General features: G+C 72.8%; 17 protein-coding genes. 9 read left to right on the top strand and 8 right to left on the bottom strand.

Annotated features, from left to right (window positions below):
- Positions 1 to 252 precede the first annotated feature (252 nt).
- A complete protein-coding gene (locus AC0AIB_RS04745; protein WP_328345785.1) occupies positions 253 to 3,807 on the top strand; it encodes a ThuA domain-containing protein in 3,555 nt (1,184 codons plus the stop codon).
- Between the two features lie 637 nt (positions 3,808 to 4,444).
- On the opposite strand, the gene AC0AIB_RS04740 is transcribed toward AC0AIB_RS04745, so the two are convergent.
- A complete protein-coding gene (locus tag AC0AIB_RS04740) occupies positions 4,445 to 5,986 on the bottom strand; it encodes a non-reducing end alpha-L-arabinofuranosidase family hydrolase (RefSeq protein WP_328345783.1) in 1,542 nt (513 codons plus the stop codon).
- Between the two features lie 527 nt (positions 5,987 to 6,513).
- Between AC0AIB_RS04740 and AC0AIB_RS04735 the strand changes: the two genes are divergently transcribed.
- On the top strand, positions 6,514 to 7,881 hold the full coding sequence (locus tag AC0AIB_RS04735; protein ID WP_328345781.1) for a sensor histidine kinase: 1,368 nt from the start codon (positions 6,514 to 6,516) through the stop codon (positions 7,879 to 7,881).
- 4 nt (positions 7,882 to 7,885) lie between these two features.
- Complete coding sequence (locus tag AC0AIB_RS04730) at positions 7,886 to 8,566, top strand: response regulator transcription factor (protein ID WP_328345779.1); 681 nt, start codon at positions 7,886 to 7,888, stop codon at positions 8,564 to 8,566.
- Positions 8,567 to 8,609: 43 nt separating this feature from the next.
- Here AC0AIB_RS04730 and AC0AIB_RS04725 read toward each other — a convergent pair whose 3' ends face one another.
- The 4 genes from AC0AIB_RS04725 to AC0AIB_RS04710 form a co-directional block, all read right to left on the bottom strand.
- Complete coding sequence (locus AC0AIB_RS04725) at positions 8,610 to 9,374, bottom strand: enoyl-CoA hydratase-related protein (RefSeq protein WP_465096092.1); 765 nt, start codon at positions 9,372 to 9,374, stop codon at positions 8,610 to 8,612.
- A gap of 16 nt (positions 9,375 to 9,390) precedes the next feature.
- Entirely contained in the window at positions 9,391 to 10,734 is a 1,344-nt protein-coding gene (locus AC0AIB_RS04720; protein ID WP_465096091.1) for a ferredoxin reductase domain-containing protein, read from the bottom strand.
- The gene (locus tag AC0AIB_RS04715) at positions 10,731 to 12,383 is read right to left on the bottom strand and encodes an amino acid adenylation domain-containing protein (RefSeq protein WP_465096090.1); all 1,653 of its coding nucleotides are present in this window, start codon (positions 12,381 to 12,383) and stop codon (positions 10,731 to 10,733) included. The genes AC0AIB_RS04720 and AC0AIB_RS04715 overlap by 4 nt, the downstream gene beginning before the upstream one ends.
- A gap of 184 nt (positions 12,384 to 12,567) precedes the next feature.
- Positions 12,568 to 14,535 carry an AfsR/SARP family transcriptional regulator gene (locus tag AC0AIB_RS04710; protein WP_465096089.1) on the bottom strand — a complete coding sequence of 656 codons (1,968 nt, stop codon included), beginning with the start codon at positions 14,533 to 14,535 and terminating at the stop codon, positions 12,568 to 12,570.
- 102 nt (positions 14,536 to 14,637) lie between these two features.
- On the opposite strand from AC0AIB_RS04710, the gene AC0AIB_RS04705 reads away from it, so the two are divergent.
- Positions 14,638 to 15,534: an alpha/beta fold hydrolase gene (locus tag AC0AIB_RS04705; protein WP_328345772.1), complete on the top strand. Its 897-nt coding sequence runs from the start codon at positions 14,638 to 14,640 to the stop codon at positions 15,532 to 15,534.
- Between the two features lie 81 nt (positions 15,535 to 15,615).
- Here AC0AIB_RS04705 and AC0AIB_RS04700 read toward each other — a convergent pair whose 3' ends face one another.
- The 3 genes from AC0AIB_RS04700 to AC0AIB_RS04690 all read right to left on the bottom strand — a co-directional run bounded on the left by AC0AIB_RS04700 (position 15,616) and on the right by AC0AIB_RS04690 (position 19,994).
- Complete coding sequence (locus tag AC0AIB_RS04700) at positions 15,616 to 17,394, bottom strand: DUF1996 domain-containing protein (RefSeq protein WP_328345770.1); 1,779 nt, start codon at positions 17,392 to 17,394, stop codon at positions 15,616 to 15,618.
- Between the two features lie 120 nt (positions 17,395 to 17,514).
- Positions 17,515 to 18,948, bottom strand: a complete 1,434-nt coding sequence (locus tag AC0AIB_RS04695) for a hypothetical protein (protein WP_465096088.1) — start codon at positions 18,946 to 18,948, stop codon at positions 17,515 to 17,517.
- The gene (locus AC0AIB_RS04690; RefSeq protein WP_328345766.1) at positions 18,945 to 19,994 is read right to left on the bottom strand and encodes an NAD-dependent epimerase/dehydratase family protein; all 1,050 of its coding nucleotides are present in this window, start codon (positions 19,992 to 19,994) and stop codon (positions 18,945 to 18,947) included. The genes AC0AIB_RS04695 and AC0AIB_RS04690 overlap by 4 nt, the downstream gene beginning before the upstream one ends.
- Positions 19,995 to 20,136: 142 nt before the next feature.
- Here AC0AIB_RS04690 and AC0AIB_RS04685 point away from each other — a divergent pair, with 142 nt between their 5' ends.
- From AC0AIB_RS04685 to AC0AIB_RS04665, 5 genes are read left to right on the top strand one after another with little or no spacing between them, the layout of a single operon-like run.
- Complete coding sequence (locus tag AC0AIB_RS04685; protein ID WP_328345765.1) at positions 20,137 to 20,796, top strand: glycosyltransferase family 2 protein; 660 nt, start codon at positions 20,137 to 20,139, stop codon at positions 20,794 to 20,796.
- A complete protein-coding gene (locus AC0AIB_RS04680; RefSeq protein WP_328345763.1) occupies positions 20,793 to 21,452 on the top strand; it encodes a TIGR04282 family arsenosugar biosynthesis glycosyltransferase in 660 nt (219 codons plus the stop codon). Before AC0AIB_RS04685 ends, AC0AIB_RS04680 begins: the two co-directional genes overlap by 4 nt.
- A complete protein-coding gene (locus AC0AIB_RS04675) occupies positions 21,449 to 22,090 on the top strand; it encodes a class I SAM-dependent methyltransferase (RefSeq protein ID WP_328345761.1) in 642 nt (213 codons plus the stop codon). The genes AC0AIB_RS04680 and AC0AIB_RS04675 overlap by 4 nt, the downstream gene beginning before the upstream one ends.
- Positions 22,087 to 23,301 (top strand): molybdopterin-dependent oxidoreductase, encoded by a 1,215-nt coding sequence (locus AC0AIB_RS04670; protein WP_465096087.1) that lies wholly within the window; start codon positions 22,087 to 22,089, stop codon positions 23,299 to 23,301. Before AC0AIB_RS04675 ends, AC0AIB_RS04670 begins: the two co-directional genes overlap by 4 nt.
- Positions 23,298 to 23,747, top strand: a complete 450-nt coding sequence (locus AC0AIB_RS04665; RefSeq protein WP_328345757.1) for a hypothetical protein — start codon at positions 23,298 to 23,300, stop codon at positions 23,745 to 23,747. The genes AC0AIB_RS04670 and AC0AIB_RS04665 overlap by 4 nt, the downstream gene beginning before the upstream one ends.
- Positions 23,748 to 23,769: the final 22 nt, after the last annotated feature.

The following is a 23,769-nucleotide window of genomic DNA, read 5'->3' as shown; positions in this document are numbered from 1 at the left end:
AGGTCGAAACATCGAACCTTCCCCAATCCATTGACAGTCATCGATGACTCAATCATCCTGACCTCGCGACCCACGGGACGAGAACACCAACAAGTCACTCTCTGTGACGATCAACGGGACTGGCGGCCGTTACGGCGGACGGCACGACGACCCGAGCACCACACCCGTGCCCTGCCTGCGCCAGCCACCACCTGACGCGCCGACGGAGCCACGGTCGCCACCGGAGTTGCCCGCCGAAAACTAGGAGACGGCATGCGTCGCACCACACTGCTCATCGCCATGATCGCCGGCCTGTTACTGTCGCTCGGCCTCGCCCCACCCGCGTCGGCGGCACCGGCCTTCCGCGCCCTGCTGTTCACCAAGACAGTGGGCTACCGGCACGACTCGATCCCCGCCGGGATCAGCATGTTCCAGCAGCAGGCGGCGGCCAACAACTTCGAGTTGGTGCAGACCGAGGACTCCAGCGTCTTCACCCCGGCCAACCTCGCCACCTTCGACGTGATCATCATGTTCCAGACCTCCGGCATGGTCTGGACCTCGGCCGCCCAACGCCAGGCCGTGGAGGGTTACCTGGCCAGCGGCAAGGGCATCGTCGGCATCCACAACGCCCTGGACATGGGCATCGAGGGCGAGTACCCCTGGTGGGACCAGACCCTCAACGGCGGTGCCCACATGCCCGAGCACTCCCCCGGCGTGCTGCCCGGCACCGCCATCGTCGCCGACAAGCAGCACCCGTCGACGACCGGCCTGCCGGACCGTTGGAACCGCAGCGAGGAGTGGTACAACTTCGACGCCAACCCGCGCGGCAACGTGCACGTGCTGGTGACCGCCGACGAGCGCACCTACAACCCGGGGTCCCGGGCGATGGGTCCGGACCACCCGATCTCCTGGTGCCGCAACGCCGCTGGCGGGCGGGTGTGGGCCACCGCGATGGGCCACGCGATCGCCTCCTACAGCGAGACGAGCTTCCGTGACCACGTCCTCGGCGGCGTGAAGTGGGCCGCCGGCAACCTGCCCGGCGACTGCGGCGGCACCGTCTGGAGCAACTTCGAGAAGCGCACCCTGGACGACAACACGGTCGACCCGATGGCCCTGGCCGTGCTGCCGGACGGTCGGGTCATGTACATCCAGCGCGGCGGCCAGGTCAAGATCTTCAAGCCCACCAGCAACAGCACCGTGACCGCCGGCACCCTGAGCGTCTACACCGGCGGCGAGGATGGTCTCACCGGCCTGGCGCTGGACCCGAACTTCGCCACCAACGGGTACGTGTACCTGTACCACTCGCCGGCGAGCAGCAGCACCGACGTCAACCGCGTCTCCCGCTACACGCTCTCCGGTGACAGTCTCAACCTGTCCACCGAGGCCCGGATCATCGACATCCCGGCGTACCGGGACCGTACCTTCCCCGAGCCCGGCCACACCGGTGGCTACATCGACTTCGGCCCGGACGGGAACCTCTACATCGGCACCGGCGACGACACGCCGCCGAACCTCGACCCCAACTGGCAGGGCTACGCCCCGCTGGACTGGCGGTCCGGCAAGTCCAACCTGGACGCCGCCCGCAGCGCCGGCAACACCAACGACCTGCGCGGCAAGCTGCTGCGCATCCGCCCCTCGGCCACCGGCGGCTACACCGTCCCGACGGGCAACCTCTACCCCCAGGGCACGGCGCAGACCCGGCCCGAGATCTACGCGATGGGCTTCCGCAACCCGTTCCGCTTCTCGATCGACCCTTCCAACGGCTGGGTCTACCTGGCCGACTACGGGCCGGACCGCAACCCGCCCACCACCAACCGCGGCCCCGAGGGCCTGGTCGAACTGAACGTGATCAAGCAGCCCGGCAACTACGGGTGGCCGTTCTGCCACGGTGACAACCAGCCCTACGCGCCGTTCAACCCGGACACCGGCGTGGTCGGGGCCAAGTTCAACTGCAACGCGCCGGTCAACAACTCGCCCAACAACACCGGCCTGACCAGCCTGCGACCGGTCGTCGCGCCCAACATGTGGTACGGCTACGGCACCTCGTCGAACTTCCCGGAGCTCGGTTCCGGCGGCTCCGGGCCGATGGGCGGGCCGGTCTACCGCTACGACCCGGCGAACCCGTCGGCCACGAAGTTCCCGGCCTACTACGACGGCGTGCACTTCTTCTACGAGTGGTCGCGCAGCTACATCAAGGAGGTGCACTTCGACTCCGCCACGGCGGTGACCCGCACCAACTCGTTCCTGCCCGGGGGACGGTTCAACAAGCCGATGGACCTGGAGTTCGGCAAGGACGGCTCGCTCTACGTGCTGGAGTGGGGCACCAACTTCGGTGGCGGCAACAGCGACTCCGGGCTCTACCGGATCGACTACATCCAGGGCGGCCGGTCGCCGATCGCCAAGGCCGTCGGCACGCCCACCAGCGGCCTCGCCCCGCTGAACGTCCAGTTCAGCAGCGCCGGCACGGCCGACCCGGACCCGGGCAACACGCTCAGCTACCAGTGGACGTTCGGTGACGGCACCACCTCGACGGCGGCCAACCCGTCGCACGTCTACACCACCAACGGCAACTACACGGCGCAGTTGAAGGTCACCGACAACACCGGAAAGACGGGCTTCGCCAACGTCCAGATCACCGTCGGCAACAGCGCGCCGGTGGTCACCATCACCACGCCGGCCAGCGGCGGCATGCTCACCTTCGGTGACAAGGTGTCGTACCAGATCAGCGTCACCGATCCGGACGGCGGCACTGTCGACTGCTCCAAGGTGCTCCTCAACCCGGCGCTGGGTCACGACGACCACGCGCACGAGACCACCGAGTACCCGGGCTGCTCGGGCACCATCTCCACCGACCTGCTCGGTGGGCACCCCGACGGCGCCAACCTGTTCTACGTCTTGAACGCGCGCTACACCGACAGCGGTGGCCCGGGCGGCTCGTCCCCGCTCACCGGCACCGCGCAGGCGATCCTCCAGCCGAAGCACAAGCAGGCCGAGTACTTCAGCAGCCAGTCCGGCATCCGGGTGGTCGACGAGGCCAGCGCGGAGAGCACCAAGCGGGTCGGTGACATCTCCAACAACGACTGGATCGCGTTCAACCCGATGAGCCTGTCGGGCATCTCGACGGTCAGCTACCGGTTGTCGTCGCCGTCCGGTGGCGGTTCGATCGAGCTGCGGGCCGACTCACCGACCGGCACCCTGCTGGCCACCACTCCGGTGCCCAGCACCGGCGGCTGGAACAACTACCAGTCCACCGCGCCGGTGAGCGTGTCCGCGCTGTCCGGGACGCACCCGCTCTACATGGTGTTCAAGAGCAGTGCGAACAACGCGTTCGACCTCGACTCGCACACCTTCGGCGGGAACGGTGTCGGCACGCCCGGCACCGGCACCGGCACCGGCGTGGCCGGGAAGACCTGGACGCTCACCGCCCTGCACAGCGGGAAGCTGATGGACGTCAGTGGCGTCTCCACCGCCGACGGCGCCCAGCTCACCCAGTGGGCGGCCACCGGTGGCAACAACCAGAAGTGGCAGGCCGTGGACGCCGGTAGCGGCGCGGTCTACCTGAAGGCGGTGCACAGCAACAAGTGCGCCGAGGTGATCGGCGGCTCCACCACGGCGGGGGCGTTCCTCCAGCAGGCCACCTGCAACAACAGCAACCAGCAGAAGTTCACCGCGACGGCGACCACCACCTCCGGGGTCTACACGGTGCGCAACGTGCAGAGCGGGCTCTGCCTGGACGTCAACGGTGGCGCCACCACCGACGGCGCGCGGCTGCTGCAGTGGACCTGCCACAGTGCCGCCAACCAGCAGTGGCGGTTCACCCAGGTGTGACGCACCACCCGCCGCCGTCGTCGCGGCGGTGGGCTGACTGAGGGGGACCGGCTCCGAGCCACGGAGCCGGTCCTCCTTCCTGTTGGCCGGGCCGGGCCACGATGGCGGGGGCTGTGCGGCTGCGTTCACCTACCACCACAGTCCCTGGTCGGATCTCCGATGGCGGCGGCCCTGGCCGGCCTCCGGCGGCGGCCACTGCACCGACGGCGGTCACGACCGTCCCGCTCCACCCCGCGCCCGACAGTTCGCGGCCGGTGTGCTGAGGCCGCCGCCGCGCCCTGCGCCCCCGATGCGGTCGGTCGCTGAGGTCCCGGCGGCCAACGGGTGATCGACTGGGGCATCCGGGCCACCGCCCGCCCCGCAACCCGACCATGCGGACGACGGACGACGGACAGCGGACAGCCTTCTCGGTGTCCCGCTGACGGGAGTCGACCGCCGCACCAGTGGTTTCGCGGGTCCGGGTGTGAGCGGCGGGTGTACCTGTGGAAACGAGAGTCGGCAGGACCCGCGCGTGCGGGTCCTGCCGACCGGTGACGCTGGAGTTACCGAGCTGGTCGATGCGGGGCGTGGACCGCCCTCGGGCCGCCCCCTTGCGGGGATCTCAGGAACAATCCGGGGGGCGGCCCTGCGGTACGGCTCAGCGCTGCCGCGTCAACAGCCCCGGCCGGTACGGCAGCAGGCCGTAGTCGACGCCGCTGGAGCTGGGGGAACGGCCCTGGTAGAGCAGTTGCAGGTTGCACGGGTCGATGGTCATGGTCTGGTCGGCGCTGGTCCGCAGCAGCTCACCGTGGCTGATGTCGTTGGTCCAGGTCGCGCCGCTGTTGGCCTTGCCCGCGAACGGGTTGTTGTAGGTGGTCGCGTTCGGCGTCCAGGTGCCGCTCAGGCTGGTCGCCGTGAACGAGCGGAAGTAGCGCTCCCAGGAGCTGGTCCTGGCCTCGACGATCATCAGGTACTGGTTCTGGCCCTGCACCTTGTAGACCTGCGGCGCCTCGAACAGGTTTTCCGAGGTGTCGCTCATGATGGTCGTGTAGCTGGAGCCGAAGTTGCCGGGGAAGTTCCCGATCGGCATGCTGGCCCGGTAGATCTTGCCGTTGTCGCCGGCGAAGAACAGGTACATGTTCTGGCCGTCACCGATCACCGTCTGGTCGATCGGACCCGTCCCCGAGCCGGTGATGCTCCCGGTGAACATGGCCTGTGCGGCCGACCACCCGTTCGGGTTCGTCGGGTCGCTCGACGTCCGGTAGAAGAAGGCGGCGCCCGCACCCCACTGGTACGTCAACACCCAGATGTTCTTCGGCGCGAAGTAGAACAACGACGGCGCGACAGTGCCGGAGTTCATCCCGTTCTGCGACGCCGACGCCATCTCCGACCAGTTCGTGAAGAGGCCGAAGTTCATCGAGCCCCAGGTGTTGCCGAAGTCGTGCGTGGTGGCGTAGACGAGCTGCTTGCCGTTGTACGGCGCGACGGTGAAGTCCTTCAGCGACACCCACCCCGACTTCGGGTTGGCCAGCGGACCCGTCGACGACCACCGGTACGACGACGGCAACGTGCAGTTGCCGCCCGGCGGTGGGGTCGTCGTGGGCGGCGGGGTGGTGGTGCCACCGACCCGGACGAGCTGCCACTGCTGGTTGGTGCCGTTCCAGTCGGCGTACTGGACGACGTTGGCCCCGTCGGCGGTGGCCGCGCCCTGCACCTCGACGGCCTTGCCGCTGTTGCGGTTGACCAGCTGAATGTAGCCGTCGATGTCCTGGATGCTGAACTGCTGGTTGGTGCCGTTGTTGTCGGTCCACTGCACGATCGCCCCGCCGTCGGCGGTCGACTTGCCGGAGACGTCGAGGACCTTGCCGGACAGCCTCGACTTCAGCCGGTAGTAGCCGCCGCCCGAGTCGACGAACTGCCACTGCTGCTGGCTGCCGTCGTTGCGGGTCCACTGGGTGATCCGGGCCCCGTCGGTGGTCGCCAGGTTGTAGACGTCGAGGGCCTTGCCGCTGTTGCGGTTGACCAGCACGTACGAGGCGTTGGTGTCGATCGTGGCCGCGGCGGCCTCCGTCGCGGTGACGGCGACGACGCCGCCGCTCAGGGCGGTCACGACTGCCGTGGCCGCCGGCAGCAGCCATCGCCGACGCCGGTGACCCGGCGGACGGGGAGCCGGGCCGGGTGTGTCAGCCAGGAGATGCATGGGGTGCTCCTTCATCAGGACGGGTGGAGCCTCTCGGGGACGGTCCCTGCGCGGTGGCCCACGGTGACGTTGTCGCCGGGGGCCGGGTAGCGTGGTCGACCCGCACCCGTCGGCCGTTCCCTCGTCGGGACCGGAGCCGACAGGCAATGTGAACGCTCACATCGACGATCACAGGTCGAGCACTCTCATGATCGGGCTGGTGGGGGCGAACGAACCGGCAGGGGTCCCATTCAGATCCGGCGATGTTACCAGAGCGTTTCGGGCGGCTCAAGAGCCGCTCAGGGCACCCGGCCACGTCGCCACCACCCTCCGCCGCCAGGGGCTGCGGTGGTGGTATCGACCGAGATGTTAACGCTCACTCGCTCCCGCGCCGGCAGGGAACCGACCTCCGCCGGCCCGCCATCCGGGAGGACGTCGTGATCCCTTCCGATCCGGTGGACGATGTGCCATCTTCGAGGAATGGGGGTCGATGGCCGAACCGGCAGACCGGGTCGCACCCGGGCGGGAAGGCCGGGAGCGGCAGCGCGGTGCCGCTGACCGGCGGCGTACGCCGCGCCCGACCGCGCACCGGGCTGGCCGTCGGTCTGCTGGTCGTCGCCCTGCTGGCCCTGGTCGGCGGGATCGGCTACGCCGCCCTGCTGCACCTCCAGCAGGCGAAGATCCGCCACGAGTTGGACTGGGCCATGGTGCACGGCCGCCCCGCCGACCCGTCGGGCTGCACCTGGATCTTCGGCGGCGCGAGCGACACCGGGCACGGCGGCGCACCTCCGGCCGGCTTCCCCCACCACCCGGCCATCCACACCGTGGAACGTACCGGTCGGCCACAGGTCGACCAGGTGGCCCGCAACGGCACCATCTACCACGTACGCACGCAACTGCGCGACGGCGAAGTCGTCCAGGTGGTCTTCGACGCCCGCTTCCAGCTCGCCGAGCGGCGGCACCTGATCTGGGGGGTGGCGGCCGCCGCGGTGGCGGTCCTGGTCGCGGCGACCGCGACCGACCTGCGGTTGCGCCGAAGGTCGGTGGAGCCGCTGACCGAGGCACTCGACCGGCAGCGCCGTTTCGTCGCCGATGCCAGCCACGAGCTGCGGGCCCCGATCACCCGGGTGCACACGGCGGCGCAGTTGCTGGCGCAGCGGTCGACCGGCGAAGACACCGGCACCGACCAGCAGGATCTGGACCGGTTGCTGCGTACCACCCGGCTGCTCGGGGAGATCGTCGACGAGTTGCTCCTGTCGGCCCGGCTGGCCGACCCGACGGCGACGACCCGGCCGGTGGCCACCGTCGACCTCGCCGCGCTCGTCACCGAGGCGGTCGAGGCCGACGCGCCCCGGGCCGCCACGCACGGCGTGACGCTCACCGTGGCCGGTGTGGGCGCCCCGGTGCCGGTCCGCGGCGTCGGGCCCGCGCTGCACCGGGTGGTGGCGGAGTTGCTGGCGAACGCCCTGCAGCACACCCCGACCGGCGGTCGCGTCGAGGTGCGGTTGGGCCCGGTGCTCGCCGACCACGTCGAACTGACGGTCGGCGACTCCGGCCGGGGGTTCGACCCACGGCACACCGAACGGATCTTCGACCGGTTCCACAGTGGGCCCGACGCCGGGGACCGCCGGGTCGGGCTCGGACTGGCCCTGATCCGCGAGGTGGTCACCGCGCACGGCGGCACGATCAGCGCCACCGGCCGGCCGGGAGCGGGTGCCACCTTCACCGTACGGCTGCCGGTGCGCTTCGGTGGGCGGGCCGGCGCGCCGCCGCCGGACGGCGATCCCGCCGGGTCCTGGTGGCCCTTCTGCTGGCGGGCGAACCGCGACCGGGTGGATCAGGAGCGCGAGATGAGCAGATTCCGACCGGTGAAGAATTCCACCGGTCAACAGTCCCCCACTTCGGTGCGACCATGAACGAATGACCCACCCGCCAGACCAGGCGCACGGCCCGTTGCTCCTCGTCGAGGACGACGCGGAACTCGCCGACATGCTGGTCGAGCTGTTCCGCCGGGCGGGTTACCCGATCGACCTGGCCCGGGACGGCCAACGGGGCCTGCACCTGGCCCTGCGCGGCCGGTACCAGGTGATCATGCTGGACCGCCGGTTGCCGGCGATCGACGGCGTCGACCTGCTGATCCGGCTGCGGCGCTGCGCGGTCGCCGCCCGGGTGCTCATGCTCAGCGCGCTGGCCGACCCCGACGAGCGGATCCGGGGCCTGGACGCGGGCGCCGACGACTATCTGCCGAAGCCGTTCGAGGTGCCGGAGCTGATGGCCCGGGTGCGGGCGCTGACCCGCCGCCGCTTCGACACCGCCGAGCTGATCCCGATCGGGGCCGGGCAGCTGGACCTGGCCCAGCGCGGGGTACGGCTGCCCGACGGCCGGGAGGTGACGCTCAGCGGACGGGAGTTCGAGCTGATCCGGCTGCTCGCCACCCAGCCCCGGATGGTGCACAGCCGCAGCCAGCTACGCGGGCGGGTCTTCGGCGCCGACCGGACCGAGGCGGTGGTCGACACGTACGTGCACTACCTGCGGCGCAAGCTCGGCGACGGGGTGGTCCGCACCGTACACGGACTCGGCTACCAGATCGGCGCGCTCTGAGCCGGCGGCCCGGGACCGGTGGGACCCCGGGCCGCCGGGCGGCTCAGCGACCCGAGAACCGGGCCGGACGCTTCTCCAGGAAGGCGGCCATGCCCTCCCGCTGGTCCTCGGTGGCGAACAGGGCGTGGAAGGCCCGTCGCTCGAACAGCACCCCGGCCCGTACGCCGACCTCTTCGGCCTGACGGACCGCCTCCCGCGCCAGCAGCGTCGCCAACTTGGGATGCCCGGCCACCACCGCCGCTGCGTCCTGCGCCACCGCCAGTAGCCGCGCTGCCGGCACCACCCGCGACACCAGGCCCCACCGTTCCGCTTCTGCCGCATCGAGCTGGCGTCCGGTGAGGACCAGGTCCATCGCCCGGGCCGGGCCGACCAGCCGGGTCAGCCGCTGCGTGCCGCCGATCCCGGGCATCACCCCCAGCCGCAGCTCCGGCTGCCCGAACCGGGCGTTCTCCGCCGCGAAGACCAGATCGCACATCATCGCCAGCTCACAGCCACCGCCGAGGGCGTACCCGGCCACCGCGGCGATCTTCGGGGTGCGCAGCGCGGCGAACGCGTCCCAGCCCGCGAAGTGGTCCTCCAGTGCCACGTCCAGGAAGGACTTGCCCGCCATCTCCCGGATGTCGGCACCGGCCGCGAAGACCTGCTCCGACCCGGTGATCACGAAACAGCCCACGCCCGGATCGCGGTCCAGCGGTCGCAGCGCCTCGACCAGTTCCGTCAGCAACGCCGTGTCCAACGCGTTGCGCACCTCGGGCCGGCACAACCGCACCGTGACCACCCGGTCGTCCTTCTCGATGGTGATCCTCATCGTCGCCTCCATGTCGTCAGGAATCCCAGATCGCGCCGTACGCGGGCACCCCGCGTTCCTCCATGCCCCGCACCACCTGCCAGGTCAGCGGGCGGTTCGAGATGCAGATGACCGCCTCGGCGTCGAACCGGCGGTACGCCTGCCAGGCCAGCCGCAGCATGTCGGGCTTGCCGTCGCGGGCGGTGTCCCACAGCAGCGCGTCGGGTTGGTGGGCGAGGATCTCGTCGACCAGCTGGTCACCGAAGGTCTCCCGGTGCCGGCGGGCCACCCAGACCAGCCGGGCCGGCACCTGCCCGGCCAGCAGGTGCGGCAGCACCGGGCCGATGCCGCTGCCGGTCGCCACGTACACCACCCGCCGGAACAGGGTCTCGATGTTGGCCACCCCGGCCGTGCTGATCCCCTTCACCCAGACCCGCTCCGGCGCGTCGTCGATGAACCGCCCGGTCCAGTCGCCGGCCCGGGAGACGGTCAGCCGGAACCCGGGCCGACCCGGCGCCGGCACGTTGGCGAAGGAGTGCCACTCCCACAGCGGGCTGCGGCTGACCGCGGTGGACGAGCCGGGGAACGGGGTCACCCCGTGGTCGAAGTGCGCCAGCGCCACGTGCGACGAGGGGCGTTCCACCACCACGGGCACCCGGCGCAGCCGCAGCCAGGGCAGCGCGATGCTGGCGGTCAGCACGGCGAGCGCCCCGCCCTGCGGGGAGACGGCCAACGCGACCGGCCCGCCGGCCAGGAAACCGGCCTGTACCCAGAGCAGCAGCAGGGCCGCCCAGCCACCGAGGCGGTGGGTGCGCTCGAACAGGTCGTGCCGGCGGGAGCGCACCGGCGGCAGCGCGGTGCCGACCACCGCCAGCAGCAGGCCGGCGGCGGCGTACCCGGTGACCAGCGCCCCCGCCCCACCGGGTCCGTCGCCGACGGTCAGCGCGCCGAGCTGCGCCAGGTACCACCCGGTCCCGGCCAGCGCCGCGCCGACGTGCAGCCCGCCGAAGTGGTAGACCTTGCCCAACGTCGCGCGGATCCGCAGCGGCCAGCGGGTGGGTGCCCGGGTGGCCAGCCAGAAGAACAGGTTGACCAGGTACTGCTGACGCACCAGCACCGCCAGCGCCACGTTCGCCAGGGCGGCGTCACCCAGCGCCTCGGGGCCGCGCCACCAACCGGCGGTCAGCCCGTACGCCAACAGCGCGATATTGGTGGCGAGCACCGCCGCCACCAGGCGGTGGTGGTGCATGAACCGGGGGTGGGCGAGGATCCGGCGCAGCGTCGACACCGGCGGTGGCAGCACGCCGCCGGACCCGCTCTCCGCGACGGTAACCGGGCGTGCCTGCGGGACCGGCGGGGGCCGGAGACCGGTGCTGGTCACGCCGCCGCCTCCTCGATGTGCGCCCACTGCCACCGCAGGTCGAGGGCGAGCCGGCGCAGCGCGTCCCGGTCGACCTTGCCCCGCCCGGTCATCGGCAGCTCCGGCAACGGGTGCACGGCCGCCGGCACGCAGTAGTAGGGCAGCGCGGCGGCCACCGCCTCCCGGCACCGCTGCGGGTCCAGCTCCGCCGGAGCGACGAAGGAGACCAGGTCGCGGTCGGTCAGCCTGAGCGTGACCGCCTGCCGGCAGCCGGGCACCGCCTCCAGCACGGCGGAGACCGCGTCCAGCTCGACCCGGAAGCCCCGGACCTTCACCTGGTCGTCGGTGCGGCCCAGGTGTTCCAGTTCCCCGTCGGCGCACCAGCGTGCCCGGTCCCGGGTACGGAACATCAGCCGCCCCGCGCCCAGGAACGGATCCGGGGCGTACCGCTCGGCGTTGAGCGCGGCGTTGTCCAGGTAGCCGACGGAAACGCAACCGCCACCGGCCCACATCTCGCCGACCTCGCCGATGCGGCAGGGCCGGCCGTCGGCGTCGAGGACGTAGACGGTGTTGTTCGGCGTCGGTCGACCGATGGTGAGCGGGCCCCCGGGCCGGTGCCGGTGCATGGTGTTGACGATGGTGGTCTCGGTCGGTCCGCAGCAGTTGTAGAAGAGGCGGCCGGCGGCCCACCGGTCGGCCAGCGGACGCGGGCAGGGCTCGCCCGCCACGGCGACGACGCGCACCCGCCGGCACCGGTCCAGGTCGATCCGGCCGAGCACCGACGGGGTGGCGATCACCACGTCGGCGCGGGCGGCGGTGGCGGTGAGATCACCGTCGCGCACCAGCAGGGTGCCACCGTTGGCGAGGCAGCCCAGGATCTCCCAGGCCGCCATGTCGAAGGCGACGTTGAGCAGTTGGGCGACCCGCCGACCCGGCCGTATCCCCAGGTCGCCCGGCGCGGTGAGCAGGATGTTGGCCACGTTGCCGTGGGTCACGGTGACGCCGTTCGGGGTGCCGGTGGTGCCGGAGGTGAACAGCACGTAGCAGCCGTCGTCGGCGCGTACCGGACGGGTCGGGACCGCGACGGCCGGGTGGTGTTCCGCAGGCAGCGGCTCGGTCATCACCTCGTCGACCGCGAGCCGGGGCACACCGGGCAACGCCGGCACCGCGTCCAGGGTCGCCGACGTGGTCAGCACCACCCGGCAGCGGGCAGCCGAGATGACCTGCCGCAACTGCCCGGCCGGGGCGATCCGGACGTCCTGCGGGACGTAGGCCGCCCCGGCCTTGAGCGTCGCCAGGATCCCCACCAGCATCGGGATCGACCGGCTGGCGAAGACGCCCACGGTGTCCCCGGTCCGCACGCCGAGCGCCACCAGCCGGATGGCCAGCCGGTCGGCCTGGCGGTCCAGCTCGCGGTAGCCGATCCGCACCCCGAGGTGCTCGGCCGCGACGGCATCCGGGGTGGCGGCGGCCCAGCGCGCGAACGCCTGGTGGATACGCAGATCGGGTACGGGCACCGCCAGCCCCTTGCCGAACCGGTGGAAGAGCCGGCGTTCGCGTGGTGGGAGGTGGTCCAGCAGGGGGCCCCGCCAGCCGTCCGGCGCGGCGGGAAGGGTGCTGACCGGGCGTGCCGCCGCGTCGTCGATCGTGCTGGACTGTCGTACGGACATGGGCTGCTCCTGTTCTGACCGGCCGCCCTACGCGGCTGTCGAGATAGATGCTCGCCAATGCAAATGGGAAATGTCTTAGATTCCGCGCGGCGCCGGGGTGCACCTGCCGTGCTGGCCTGTCCCAGCCCGGGGCGACCGGCGCGCGGCGACCAGGGCGGCGGAGTATTCCGACGTCGCGGCCCGGTCAGCGCGGGTGGCCGAGCGCGGTGTCGAGGCAGCCGAGGTGATGTGCGACCGGACCTACGGTGAGCATCCCGCTGCCGGCGCCGGCCACCTCGGCGGCGGCCGGGGCGAGTTCGGTCCGGGCGCGTCGCATGACCTCCCGGTCGTCCACCGTGATCGCGCTCTGGGCGGTCAGGCACCACAGGGCCTCGAAGAGCAGGTCGGGCGGGGGTTCGGGGATCCGACGCAGCGCGACGGCGGCCTCGGCCCGGCGATCCTGCGCCAGCAGCACGTGCGGACGCGCCCAGGGCAGGTAGGGCCCCCAGTCGGTGTCCCGGGCGAAGCGGGCCGGCTGGCCGTGCCACACGCGCAGGCACAGCAGGGCGAGCGGCAGGAGCCCCCGCTCGACCCCGGGCATGCCGGCACCGGACAACGACACCGCCGCATCACGGTAGGCCGCCTCCGCGACGTGCGGTGCCGCCCCGGTCGCGGTCAGCCGCAGCGCCTCGTACCACCTGGTGAAGACGCCGACCAGCGGTCGCCCGTGCCGGGCGGCGAGTCGCGTCACGACCGCCGCGTGGCCGTCCGCGCCGGTGAAGTCCGCCCGCGCGCTGCGGGCCTGGAGGCGGATCAGGTGACCGAGGATCTCGTAGGTCACCAGATCGTGCCGGGCGGCGAGCGCCACGATCTCCGCGCCGACCTCGTCCCGCGCGGGAGCGAGACCCGCGCGCGGGAACGTCTGCATGAACACGCCGTTGAGGGCGAAGGCGAGCAGGGCCGGATCCGCCAGGCGGCGTGCGATCTCCTCCGCCTGCCGGGCCGCCTGCGGCCCCCGCGCGGACCGGGTGCCGCGCGACTCCACCGCGACGGTGGCCAGCAGCCGCGCCCGGGTGGCAGCGGAGGAGCCCGGGGGCAGGGCGGCCAGGGTCCGCTCGGCGGCCGCCACGATCTGCCCCGCCCGCTGCGGATCGTCCGAGCGGGTCCAGATCGCCGGCACGTCGTAGCCGCCGATCACCCGGGCGGTGAGTTCGGGGTCACCGAGCCGCTCGGCGGCGGCGACGGCTGCGGACCGCTGGTCCCGGGCCACTTCGAGCCCCTCCGGTCCGGCCACCGCGAGACCGCTGAGCAGGCCGATGGTCGACTCGAGTCGCGCCGGAGCGCCGCTGGCCACCGTGCGGTCGTACGCCGCAGCGGCCTGTGCCCAGACCTGTTCCGGACCTGGATGGGCGGAATCGTCACCGAACCGGTCGGCCTGCCGGAGGATGTCGGTCTCCAGACGGCGCAGGCGTGGGCCGGGGTCGAGTCCGAGCTGGTCGCGGAGCAGGCCACGGGCCCGGCGCAGCACCGCGAGCGCGTCGCCTTGGCGGCCCGTGCGGTACAGGGCGAGCGCCAGCAGCCGCCACGCCTCCTCCCGCCACGGATGTTCGGCCACATGGGCGTCGAGACCCGGTACGGCGTCGACGGCCCGCCCCACCGCCAGGAGCGCCTCGGCCCGCCGCTCGATCGCGTGCAACCGGAGCTGTTCGAGGCGGGACCGCTCGACACCGGCCCACGGCTCGTCGAAACCGGCGTACGCGGGCCCGCGCCACCACCGCAGGGCGGGGTCGAGACGCGCCAGGGTCTCGCGGGGCGTTGCGGTGGACGCGGCGACCACCGCGTCGTCGAACCGCCAGGCGTCGACCGCCTCCGGCGCGGCCCGCAGCGCGTAACCCGGCCCCTCGGTGACCAGCAGCCGGGCCGGCTCGCGCGGTGGGCGCTGCGGTTCCAGCGCGCGACGCAGGGCCGCCACGAACGTGCGCACCGCACTCACCGCGCCCGCCGGTGGGTGCTCCCACAGGTCGTCGACGAGCCGGCTGACCGGGACGACCCGCCCCTGGGCCACCAGGAGCCGGGCCAGCACCGCGCGGTGTCGGGGCCCCCTCAGGTCGATCGACGCACCGTCGGCGTCCCACGCGACGACCGGTCCGAGGACGCCGAACCCGACCTGCACCGCGAACCCCCTTCCGTGTCCCGCCTCAACGTAGCGCGCTCATCGGTTGCTCATCGGCGGGCGGCACGCTGAACACGGCTACCGAACAGAAGGGTACGAACGATGACCAGCACCACCATTCCCGGCTTCGACTACCAGCGCGTCACCGTCGACGAAGATGTACGGCTCCAGGTGGCGGTGGGCGGCACCGGACGGCCGATCGTGCTGCTGCACGGCTTCCCGCAGACCCACCTCATGTGGCGGCACGTCGCCACCGACCTGGCTGCCGACCACACCGTGATCTGCCCAGACCTGCGCGGCTACGGTGCCAGCGACAAGCCCGCCGAGCGCGACGGCGACACGTACGCCAAGCGGACCATGGCCGCCGACGTCGTCACCCTCGCCCGCGAGCTGGGTCACCAGCGGTTCGCCCTCGCCGGGCACGACCGTGGCGCGCTGGTCGCCATCCGCGCCGGCCTCGACCATCCGGACACGATCACCCACCTCGCCTCGCTCGACGTGCTGCCCACCCCCGACACGTGGGACATCCTGCACGGAGTCGACGCGGCGGTCGCCTTCCACCTCTACCTCATGGCCCAACCACCCGGCCTGCCCGAGCAGCTGATCGGCGCCAGCCCGGACGCCTTCTTCGGCTACTTCCTCGACGTCTGGGCCCGGGACCCGCAGGCCATCGCCCCGGACGTACGCGCGGAGTACCTCAGGGCGTCTCGTGAGGCGGTGCCGTCCATCGTCGCCGACTACCGCGCCTCGGCCGGTGTCGACCTCGCACACGACCGGGCCGACCGGGCCGCCGGGAACCGGTTGACCATGCCGGTCACCGTGGTCCAGCAGGACTGGGGAGCGGCCCTCGGTTTCGACGCCGCCGCCCGGTGGCGCGCCTGGGCCACCGACCTGGAGCACCACACCACGTCCGCCGGTCACTTCATGGCCGAGGAGACCCCCACCGAGGTCGTCACGGTGCTACGCCGCCTGCTCACCCGCCCCGGCGCCGACCGGTAGGCCGCAGCGCCGCGGGCCCGGGGCGGGAGTCTGGTCAGACTCCCGCCCCGGGCCCGTCCTGGGCGGCTCGTGCCAGTGTCGTCAGGAGCAGTTCTTGCCCTTGTTGATGCAGGTGGCGATGCGCTGCATGGTCTGGGCGGAGTTGACGTTGACGAAGTCGTTGTGGTCGGAGAAGGGGTTGTGGTTCTCCTCGGGGAAGGAGTCGAGAGCGTACTGACCCTTGACCTGCACGTCGCGGGCGATGTCGTAGCCGACGGTGATCCGCAGCTGCGGGATCGCCTGGAAGCCCTGCGGGCACGCGCCGGTGGCCTTGTCGGCGAACGCGACGTGGTTGCGGTGGTTGTCGCTGTCGATGTTCCTGCCGTCCCAGCAGCCGGGGAAGTCGTGCACGCGCTGCACTTGGCTGCCGGCGGGGCAGATCGGGTACTTGTCGGAGAGCCGGTCGGCGAAGCCCGCGCAGCTCCAGGTGGCGCGGGCGTTGGCCGGGCCACGGCTGGTCGGCTTGGCGTCACCGGTGAGCGCCCGGAGGAACTTCGGCATCGGCACCACCTTGCTGACCGGGTTGCCGCGGTACTCGATCAACACCTGCGCCGGGCGGACGATGCCACCGGTGTTGCCGGGCAGTTCGAAGTTGGGCCCCTGCGGATCGGGGAGCGCGGCGGCAGTCGTGGGCGCGGCGGCAGTGGTGGGCGCGTTGCTCGGTGCCGCCGTGGCGCCGGGGGCCTGGTCCAGGGTGCAGGTGGCGAACGCTTCGAGGCCCTGCGGGCGGGCGGCCTGCCGGCTGATCGCGATGGCGATCCGGTCGAGCACGGCGGTCCGCTTGGCGCGCAGCGGGCCGAGGATGGCGTTGTCGACGAAGGCCGGGCCACCCTGGCCACGGCTGGTGACGAGGCGTTCGTTGGCCTCGGAGATCTGCCGGTCGAGCTCGTCGAGGTTGCGGTTCACCTCGGCGAGCGCCCCGGCGGGCACGCCGGGCAACTTGTCCCGCACGCTGGGGCACTGGATCCGCGGGTTGGCGGCCTGGGCCGCCTTGACGCTCGCGCGGTGGGTGGCGCCGGGCATCCGGGCGTGCATGTCGTCGTAGCTGATGTCACATTCGACGAGCGAGACCAGGCCGGGCTGGTTACCGCCGGCGGCGGTGACCGTGGTGCTGATCTGCTTGATCATCGCGGCGCGGCGGGCCCGCAGCGAGTCGATGACCTCACGGTTGAACGCGGCGTCGATGCGGCCCCGGCTGGCCGTCATCCGCTGGTTCGCGGCAGCCTGCTGGCGGTCCAGTTCGGCCAGCAGGCGGTCGACGGTGGCGCGGGCTCCGGTGGGGACGGCGCGCAGCCGCTTGCCGACCGAGGGGCAGACGACCATCGGCTGGGTCTGGGCGAGGGCCTGCTGGACCTGGTTGCCGCTGCGGACGCTCTTGTCGATCCGGACGACCGGCCAGAAGTAGGACGACTTGTCACCGTTGCGGCAGGTGGTGCCGGAGGCGTCCAGGTCGGCGTTGGAGGAGTTCGCGGTGATGGCCAGGTTGCCGACGAAGTCGTGGACGTGTTCGGCGCCGTTGCGGATGCCGGGCTGGGCCACCGGGTTGTCCGGGCTGAACTTGCCGTTGCCGTTCGTGCCGCAGTCGACGGTGAACCGGCCGGTCGAAGCGCCGGCGGCCGGCTTCGGGTTCTGCACGTTCGGCGCCACGTTCTCGATCTTCACGAACTGGTCCAGGCTGGTGGCAGCGTCCGCGGTGCCCTTGCCGCCGCTGGTGACGAAGGTGACGGTCAGCGCACCGGTGGCCGCCAGCACGACCGCCGCCATGGCGAGCCGGGCCGGCCGCGACTGCACCAGCGGCGTCCCGTTCTTTCTGCGGTTCATCGGAATCTCCTCAAAGCCGAAAGACGGCTCCGGTGATGTGTTGTCGCCCCGGGGTACGGACCGGCGGGCGGTGGAAGCTCAACGTTCGGCGGGTACGTCATGCTTCGGTAAGAAGTCCCGTTACCAGCCCGTCAGGAGCAGGTGGTTGACCGTGAGGGCCACCCCGGCCTGCACCGCCAGCCAGCTGCGGCGGTCGGCGGGTGGGATCAGCGCCGCTCCCGCCATGAGCCAGCAGGTGAAGGGCAGCCAGATGCGTTCGACCTCGGCCTTGCTGTAGCCGGACAGGTCCGCCGCGATGATCACCGCCGTGGCGGCCAGGACCAGCAGCCAACCGGCCTGGTCCGCCCCCGGCTGACGAAAGCCCGACCGGCGAAGGTCCGACCAGCGAAGGTCCGGCCAGCGAAGGTCCGGCCGGCGAAGGTCCGGCCGGCGAAGGTCCGACCAGCGAGACGAGAAGGCCCGGCGAGCGGCCAGTGCCGCACGACGGATGATCACGGCTGCCACCGGACCGGCGGCGACGACGACGAGCGCGAGGTCGGCCCAGACCCAGTAGCCGTACGGCCGGTCGCTGGCGATGCCCTGGTAGTAGCGCTCGATGACGAGGTGGTAGCCGGTGGGCCAGAGGAAGCCGGTGGCGGTGAACGCGGCGACGACCGGCACCGCCCCGACGAATGCCCAACCCACTGTGCGCCGGTGCCGGCCGAGCACGACGACCGCCAGTGCGATCGGGGCCATCAGGATCAGCCCGTAGGAGAGGTAGCAGCCGAAGGCCAGCAGGGCGCCCCCGGCCACCGCCCCCACGGCACGCCCCCGGGTCACCCCGTAGGCCAGCAGGGCGACCCCGGTGGCGGTCACCCCGGCGAACAGCCCGTCGGCCGACACCCCGGCCCAGACCGCACCGGGGAACAGCACCACGAACGGCACCACCGCGCGGGCCGCCTCGTCGGTGCCGAGCAGCCGTACGGTCTGCGGCACCGCGACGGCGACGAGTCCCGCGACCAGGATGCACAGCAGGCCGGCCCAGCCGCCGCCATCCAGCCCGACCCGGTCGAGCCAGACGAAGACGAGCAGTGCCCCTGGCGGGTGCCCGGACACGTGGGTGGTCCAGGAATCCGGTTGCAGGTCGAGGATCCGGCCGGAGAACCCGGCAAGCATGGCCGGGATGTCGGTGACGCCGGGTACCTCGTGCAGGTATTCGAACTCGGTGGTCAGCCGGTCGGCGATGCCGCGCTGCCAGCCGTCGATCAGGGCGAGCGACAGCGTCCAGGCCACCGCGGTGGCGTAGGAGATCGCGAGCAGCGGTCGCCAGGACGACCGGGCGGCCAGCGCGGGCCCACGCCAGCAGACCAGCACGGCCAGCAGCAGGGCCAGCGGGGTGCCGGGGCCGACGTGCGGCAACCACCCGGCGAACAGTGGCGCCGCGCTGGCGTGCACCGGATGTCCCAGCAGATACAGCACGCCACCGGTGACGGCGGCCACCGCGAACAGGCCGAGCGCGGCGGCGGCGGCGATCAGGTCGGCACGCGCCGGGCGGTGGCGCGGGGTGACGTTCACCCGCGCAACGGCGCGTACGCGAACTCCGCGATCCCGTCGGCGAGCCCCACGACGGCCCGGAAGCCGAGTTCGGCCTCGGCACGCGCGGGCGAGGCGACCACGTGCCGCACGTCGGCGAGCCGGAACTCGCCGGTGACCACCGGCGGGCGGCCACCGGCGGCCCGCGCGAGCTCCGTGGCCAGCTCGCCGATGGTGGCCGGACGACCGGAGGCGATGTTGTACGCCCGCCAGCCGGTGCGCGTCCCGGTCGCGTCCAGCGCGGCGACGTTGGCCGCCGCCACGTCGCGGACGTGCACGAAGTCACGGCGCTGGCCGCCGTCCTCGAACACCCGGGGCGGTTGTCCGCCCTCGATCGAGGAGCGGAAGATCGCCGCCACCCCGCTGTACGGCGTGTCCCGGGGCATCCCCGGCCCGTAGACGTTGTGGTAACGCAGCGCCACCACCGAGCCTCCGGTCTGCCGGGCCCACGCCGAGGTGAGATGTTCCTGGGCGACCTTGGTGGCGGCGTACCCGCTGCGGGGGTCCAGCGGAGCCTCCTCACCGATCAGCCCCGGCACGAGGGTGGCACCGCAACTCGGGCAGGTCGGCTCGAAACGGCCGGCGGCCAGGTCGGCGACGGTTCGCGGCGCGGGGCGGACCGGACCGTGGGCGGCGCAGGAGTAGGCGCCCTCGCCGTAGACCACCATGGAGCTGGCGAGCACCAGCCGGTGCACGCCCGCGCGGGCCATCGCGGCGAGCAGGACGGCCGTGCCGAGATCGTTGCAGCCGACGTACTCGGGCAGGTCGTCCAGGTCGACGCCGAGTCCCACCATCGCCGCCTGGTGGACGACCACGTCGACGCCGGCCAGCGCCCCGTCCACGGCGGACCTGTCGCGCAGGTCGAGCCGGACGAGCGGGGCGCCCGCCACGGTGTCCGGCAGCGGCTGCCGGTGTGCGCCGGGATGACCGGAGTCCACCACGGTCACCAGGTGGCCGGCGTCGTGCAGGGCGGTCACCACATGGGTTCCGATGAAACCGGCACCGCCGGTGACGAGTACGTGAGTCACCCGCCGACGGTAGAGCCGGCAGGCGGCGACGCGCTCCGGTGACGGTCTCCCGTCAGCGGTTCGTAAGAACTCCGCGGTGCCGGAGAACGCCGTCATCGGCCGGTAAGGATTTCCGGGCGGATCCTGTCCTACCGTCCGCAGCATGACCGATGTGGTTCTTCCCTGCCGCAACGAGGCCCCGGCCCTGCCCGACCTGCTGGCCCGGATGCCGGCCGGCTACCGGCCGATCGTGGTGGACAACGGCTCGACCGACGGCTCGGCGGCGGTGGCCCGCGCCTGCGGCGCCGAGGTGATCAGCGTGGCCGAGCCCGGGTACGGCGCGGCGGTGCACGCCGGGGTCCTGGCGGCCGACCCCGCCGACGGGGTGGTGTGCGTGCTGGACGCCGACGGGTCCTTCGACCCGGCGCAGCTGCCCCGGCTGGTCGGTCCGGTCCTCGTCGGCGAGGCGCAGCTGGGCACCGGCCGGCGGCGTCCGACCGCGCGCGGGGTGTGGCCGCTGCACGCCCGGGTCGCCAACGCCTTCCTGGCCCACCGGCTGCGCCGCACGACCGGCCTCGACGTCCACGACATCGGGCCGATCCGGGCCGTCCGCCGGGACGACCTGCTGGCGCTGGGGTTGCGGGACCGCCGCTTCGGTTACCCGCTGGAGCTGCTGATCGCGGCCGGTCGGGCCGGCTGGCGGGTGGTCGAGGTCGACGTCGACTACCACCCCCGGGCGGCCGGGACCCGATCCAAGGTCACCGGCACCGTGCTCGGCACCGCCCGCGCGGTCCGGGACATGAGCGCGGTGCTGGCCCGGTGAGCGTCCCTCAGGTGCTGGTGCTGGCCAAGAAGCCGGAACCAGGCCGGGTCAAGACGCGGCTCTGCCCGCCCTGCACCCCCGAACAGGCGGCCCGGGTCGCCGCTGCCGCCCTGGCCGACACCCTCGACACCGTCACCACGGCCACGGCCGGCGCCCGGGTCCTGGTCGTCGACGGTGACCATCCGGCCCCACCGGGCTGGACGCGGCTCGCCCAGCGGGGCGGCCCGCTCGGCGACCGGCTGGCCAACGCGTTCGCCGACACCCGCGAGGTGGGTACCAGCACCCTGCTGATCGGCATGGACACCCCGCAGCTCACCGCCGGCCACCTCGACACCGCGACGCGGCTGCTCGGCACGGCGGACGGACCGGACGCGGTGTTCGGGCCGGCCGACGACGGTGGTTGGTGGACGCTGGGCCTGCGCGTACCCGACCACGCCGAGGTGCTGCGCACCATCCCGACCTCGGTGGCGGACACCGGCCGGCTCACCCTGGCCGCGTTGCGCCGTCGCGGCCTGCGGGTCCACCTGCTGCCCCACCTGCGGGACGTGGACACCGCGGCCGACGCGCACGCAGTGGCCGCACGGTGCCCGGCGGGCAGCCGGTTCGCCGTCGCCGTCGCCGCCGACGTGCCGTCGCCCGTGGCGGTCGCCCGGTGAACGCCGTGGCGGTCTTCGACGCCGTGTTCGACCGGGCCGCGTCGGGCCACCCGACCGCGTTCACGGCCCGGCACCCGAGCGGCGGTGTGCTGCGGTTCGACCCGGCCGTCTGGTGCCGGGACGCCACCGCCGGGGACGCCACCCTGCTCGCCCGCTGCACCGGCCCCACCCTCGACGTCGGCTGCGGTCCCGGCCGGCTCACCGGTGCGTTGATCGACGCCGGACGCCCGGCCCTCGGCATCGACGTCAGCGCCATCGCGGTCCGGCTGGCCCGCCGGCGTGGCGCGGTCGCGCTGCAACGCGACGTCTTCGGCCCGGTGCCGGGGGCCGGTCGCTGGCGGCACCTGCTGCTGGCCGACGGCAACATCGGCATCGGCGGTGACCCGCACCGGCTGTTACGCCGCTGCCGCCGGCTGCTGGCGGCCGACGGCCGGCTGCACGCCGAGCTCGCGCCACCCGGCACCCCGGCCTGGTCCGGCACGGCCACGGTGCAGACCCCGGGCGGCACCGGCAGCCCCCTGCCGTGGGCCTGCGTACCCCTCGACGATCTAGCCGCGTTGGCCGGGGACACGGCGCTGCGGGTGCGCGACACCTGGACGGAGGCGGGCCGGTGGTTCGCCACCCTCACGCCGAGGTGACCAGCCGTCCCACCCGGCTGCGGCGGTTGGCAGGCTGGTGGCAGGCGCCCCTGCCGGCACCCCCGCAGGTGCTGCGGCGCGGGCCACTGCGGCCCGACCGGTTCCCCTCCCGGTTACGGTCGACCCGGCTGACCAGCCAACTCGGCGTCGCGCTCGGTGTGGCGTTCGCCGTCTGCTTCCTCACCGGGCTGCTCAGTCACCTGGTCCTGAACCCGCCGGGCTGGTTCGGCTGGCCGGCCCGCCCGGTGGGGCTCTACCGGTTCACCCAGGGTCTGCACGTGGCGACGGGTCTGGCCACGGTGCCGCTGCTCGGGGCCAAGCTGTGGTCGGTCTACCACCACCTGTTCCGCTGGCCGCCGGTCCGGTCGATCGCCCACGCGGTCGAACGCGCCAGCGTCGCCGTGCTGGTCGCCGCGGCGCTGTTCCAGGTGGTGGGCGGGGTGCTGAACGTCTCCCGCTGGTACGCGCCGATGCCGTACTTCTTCACCGCCGGGCACTACCGGGTGGCGTGGCTGGCGATCGGCGCGCTGCTGGTGCACGTCGGCGTACAACTGCCGGCCGTACGCGCCGCGCTCGCCCGGTCCACCGACGAGTCGCCGTCCGACCGGCTCAGCCGACGCGGGCTGCTCGGCGGTGTCGCCGCAGCGGCCGGGCTGGTCACCCTGACCACTGTCGGGCAGACCGTCCGACCGCTGTCCGGGCTGGCGGTGCTCGCCCCCCGCCGGCCGGACGTGGGACCGCAGGGGCTACCGGTCAACAAGACCGCGCAGCGCGCCGGGGTGGCCGTCCGCGCGCTGGACCCGGCGTACCGGCTGGTGGTCACCGGTCCCGCCGGGCGCACCGAGCTGGACCTCGCCGACCTGCACGCGCTGGAGCAGCACACCGCGCAGCTGCCGATCGCCTGTGTGGAGGGGTGGAGCGCCACCGGGCGGTGGAGCGGGGTGCGGCTGCGGGACCTGGTCGCGCTCGTCGGTGTCGACCTGGACCGGGCGACAGTCGTCGTCGAGTCGCTGGAGGAGGTCGGCCGGTACCGCACGTCGACAGTCGGGCCGGCGCACGTACGTGACCCGCTGACGCTTGTCGCCCTGCGGCTGGGCGGGGCACCCCTGCACCTCGACCACGGTTTTCCCGCCCGCCTGATCGCCCCGAACCGCCCCGGCGTGCTACAGACCAAGTGGCTCGGCCGGATCATCGTCCGGCAGTCGCGGTGAGGACCCGGGTAGCGCTGGTCGCGGTCGGACTGCTGGCCATGGGGTACGCCGTGGTGGGCGCGCTCGCCGACCCCGAGATCGATCCGGCCGGGGTGCTGCTCTTCCTGGCCGGCGTGCTGGTCGGGCACGACATCGTCTGGATGGCCGTGCTGCTGGCCGCCGGCGCCGCGCTCACCCGGTCCGTCCCGCGCCGCCACCGCCCGGTGACGCGGGCCGCCGCGATCAGCGTCGCCGCGCTCAGCGTCGTGGCGTTGCCGCTCGTGCTCGGCTTCGGCACGTCCCCGGACAACCCCTCGGCGCTGCCGCTGCCGTACGGCCGGAACCTCGCCGTGGTGCTGCTGCTCGTCGCCGGCGTGACGGTGCTCTCGGGGCTGTGGAGAGACCGGCGACGCCGATCCCCGGCACGCGGTAAGGAATCCGAAAGGCCAGGCGGGAGCGGCTCGTAGTCGGTCGGTCGGTAGCGTGGCC

It is taken from the genome of Micromonospora sp. DSM 43699 (assembly GCF_055517075.1).
Note: the sequence above shows the minus strand (reverse complement) of the source record. Positions and strands in the feature narration are given on the sequence as shown.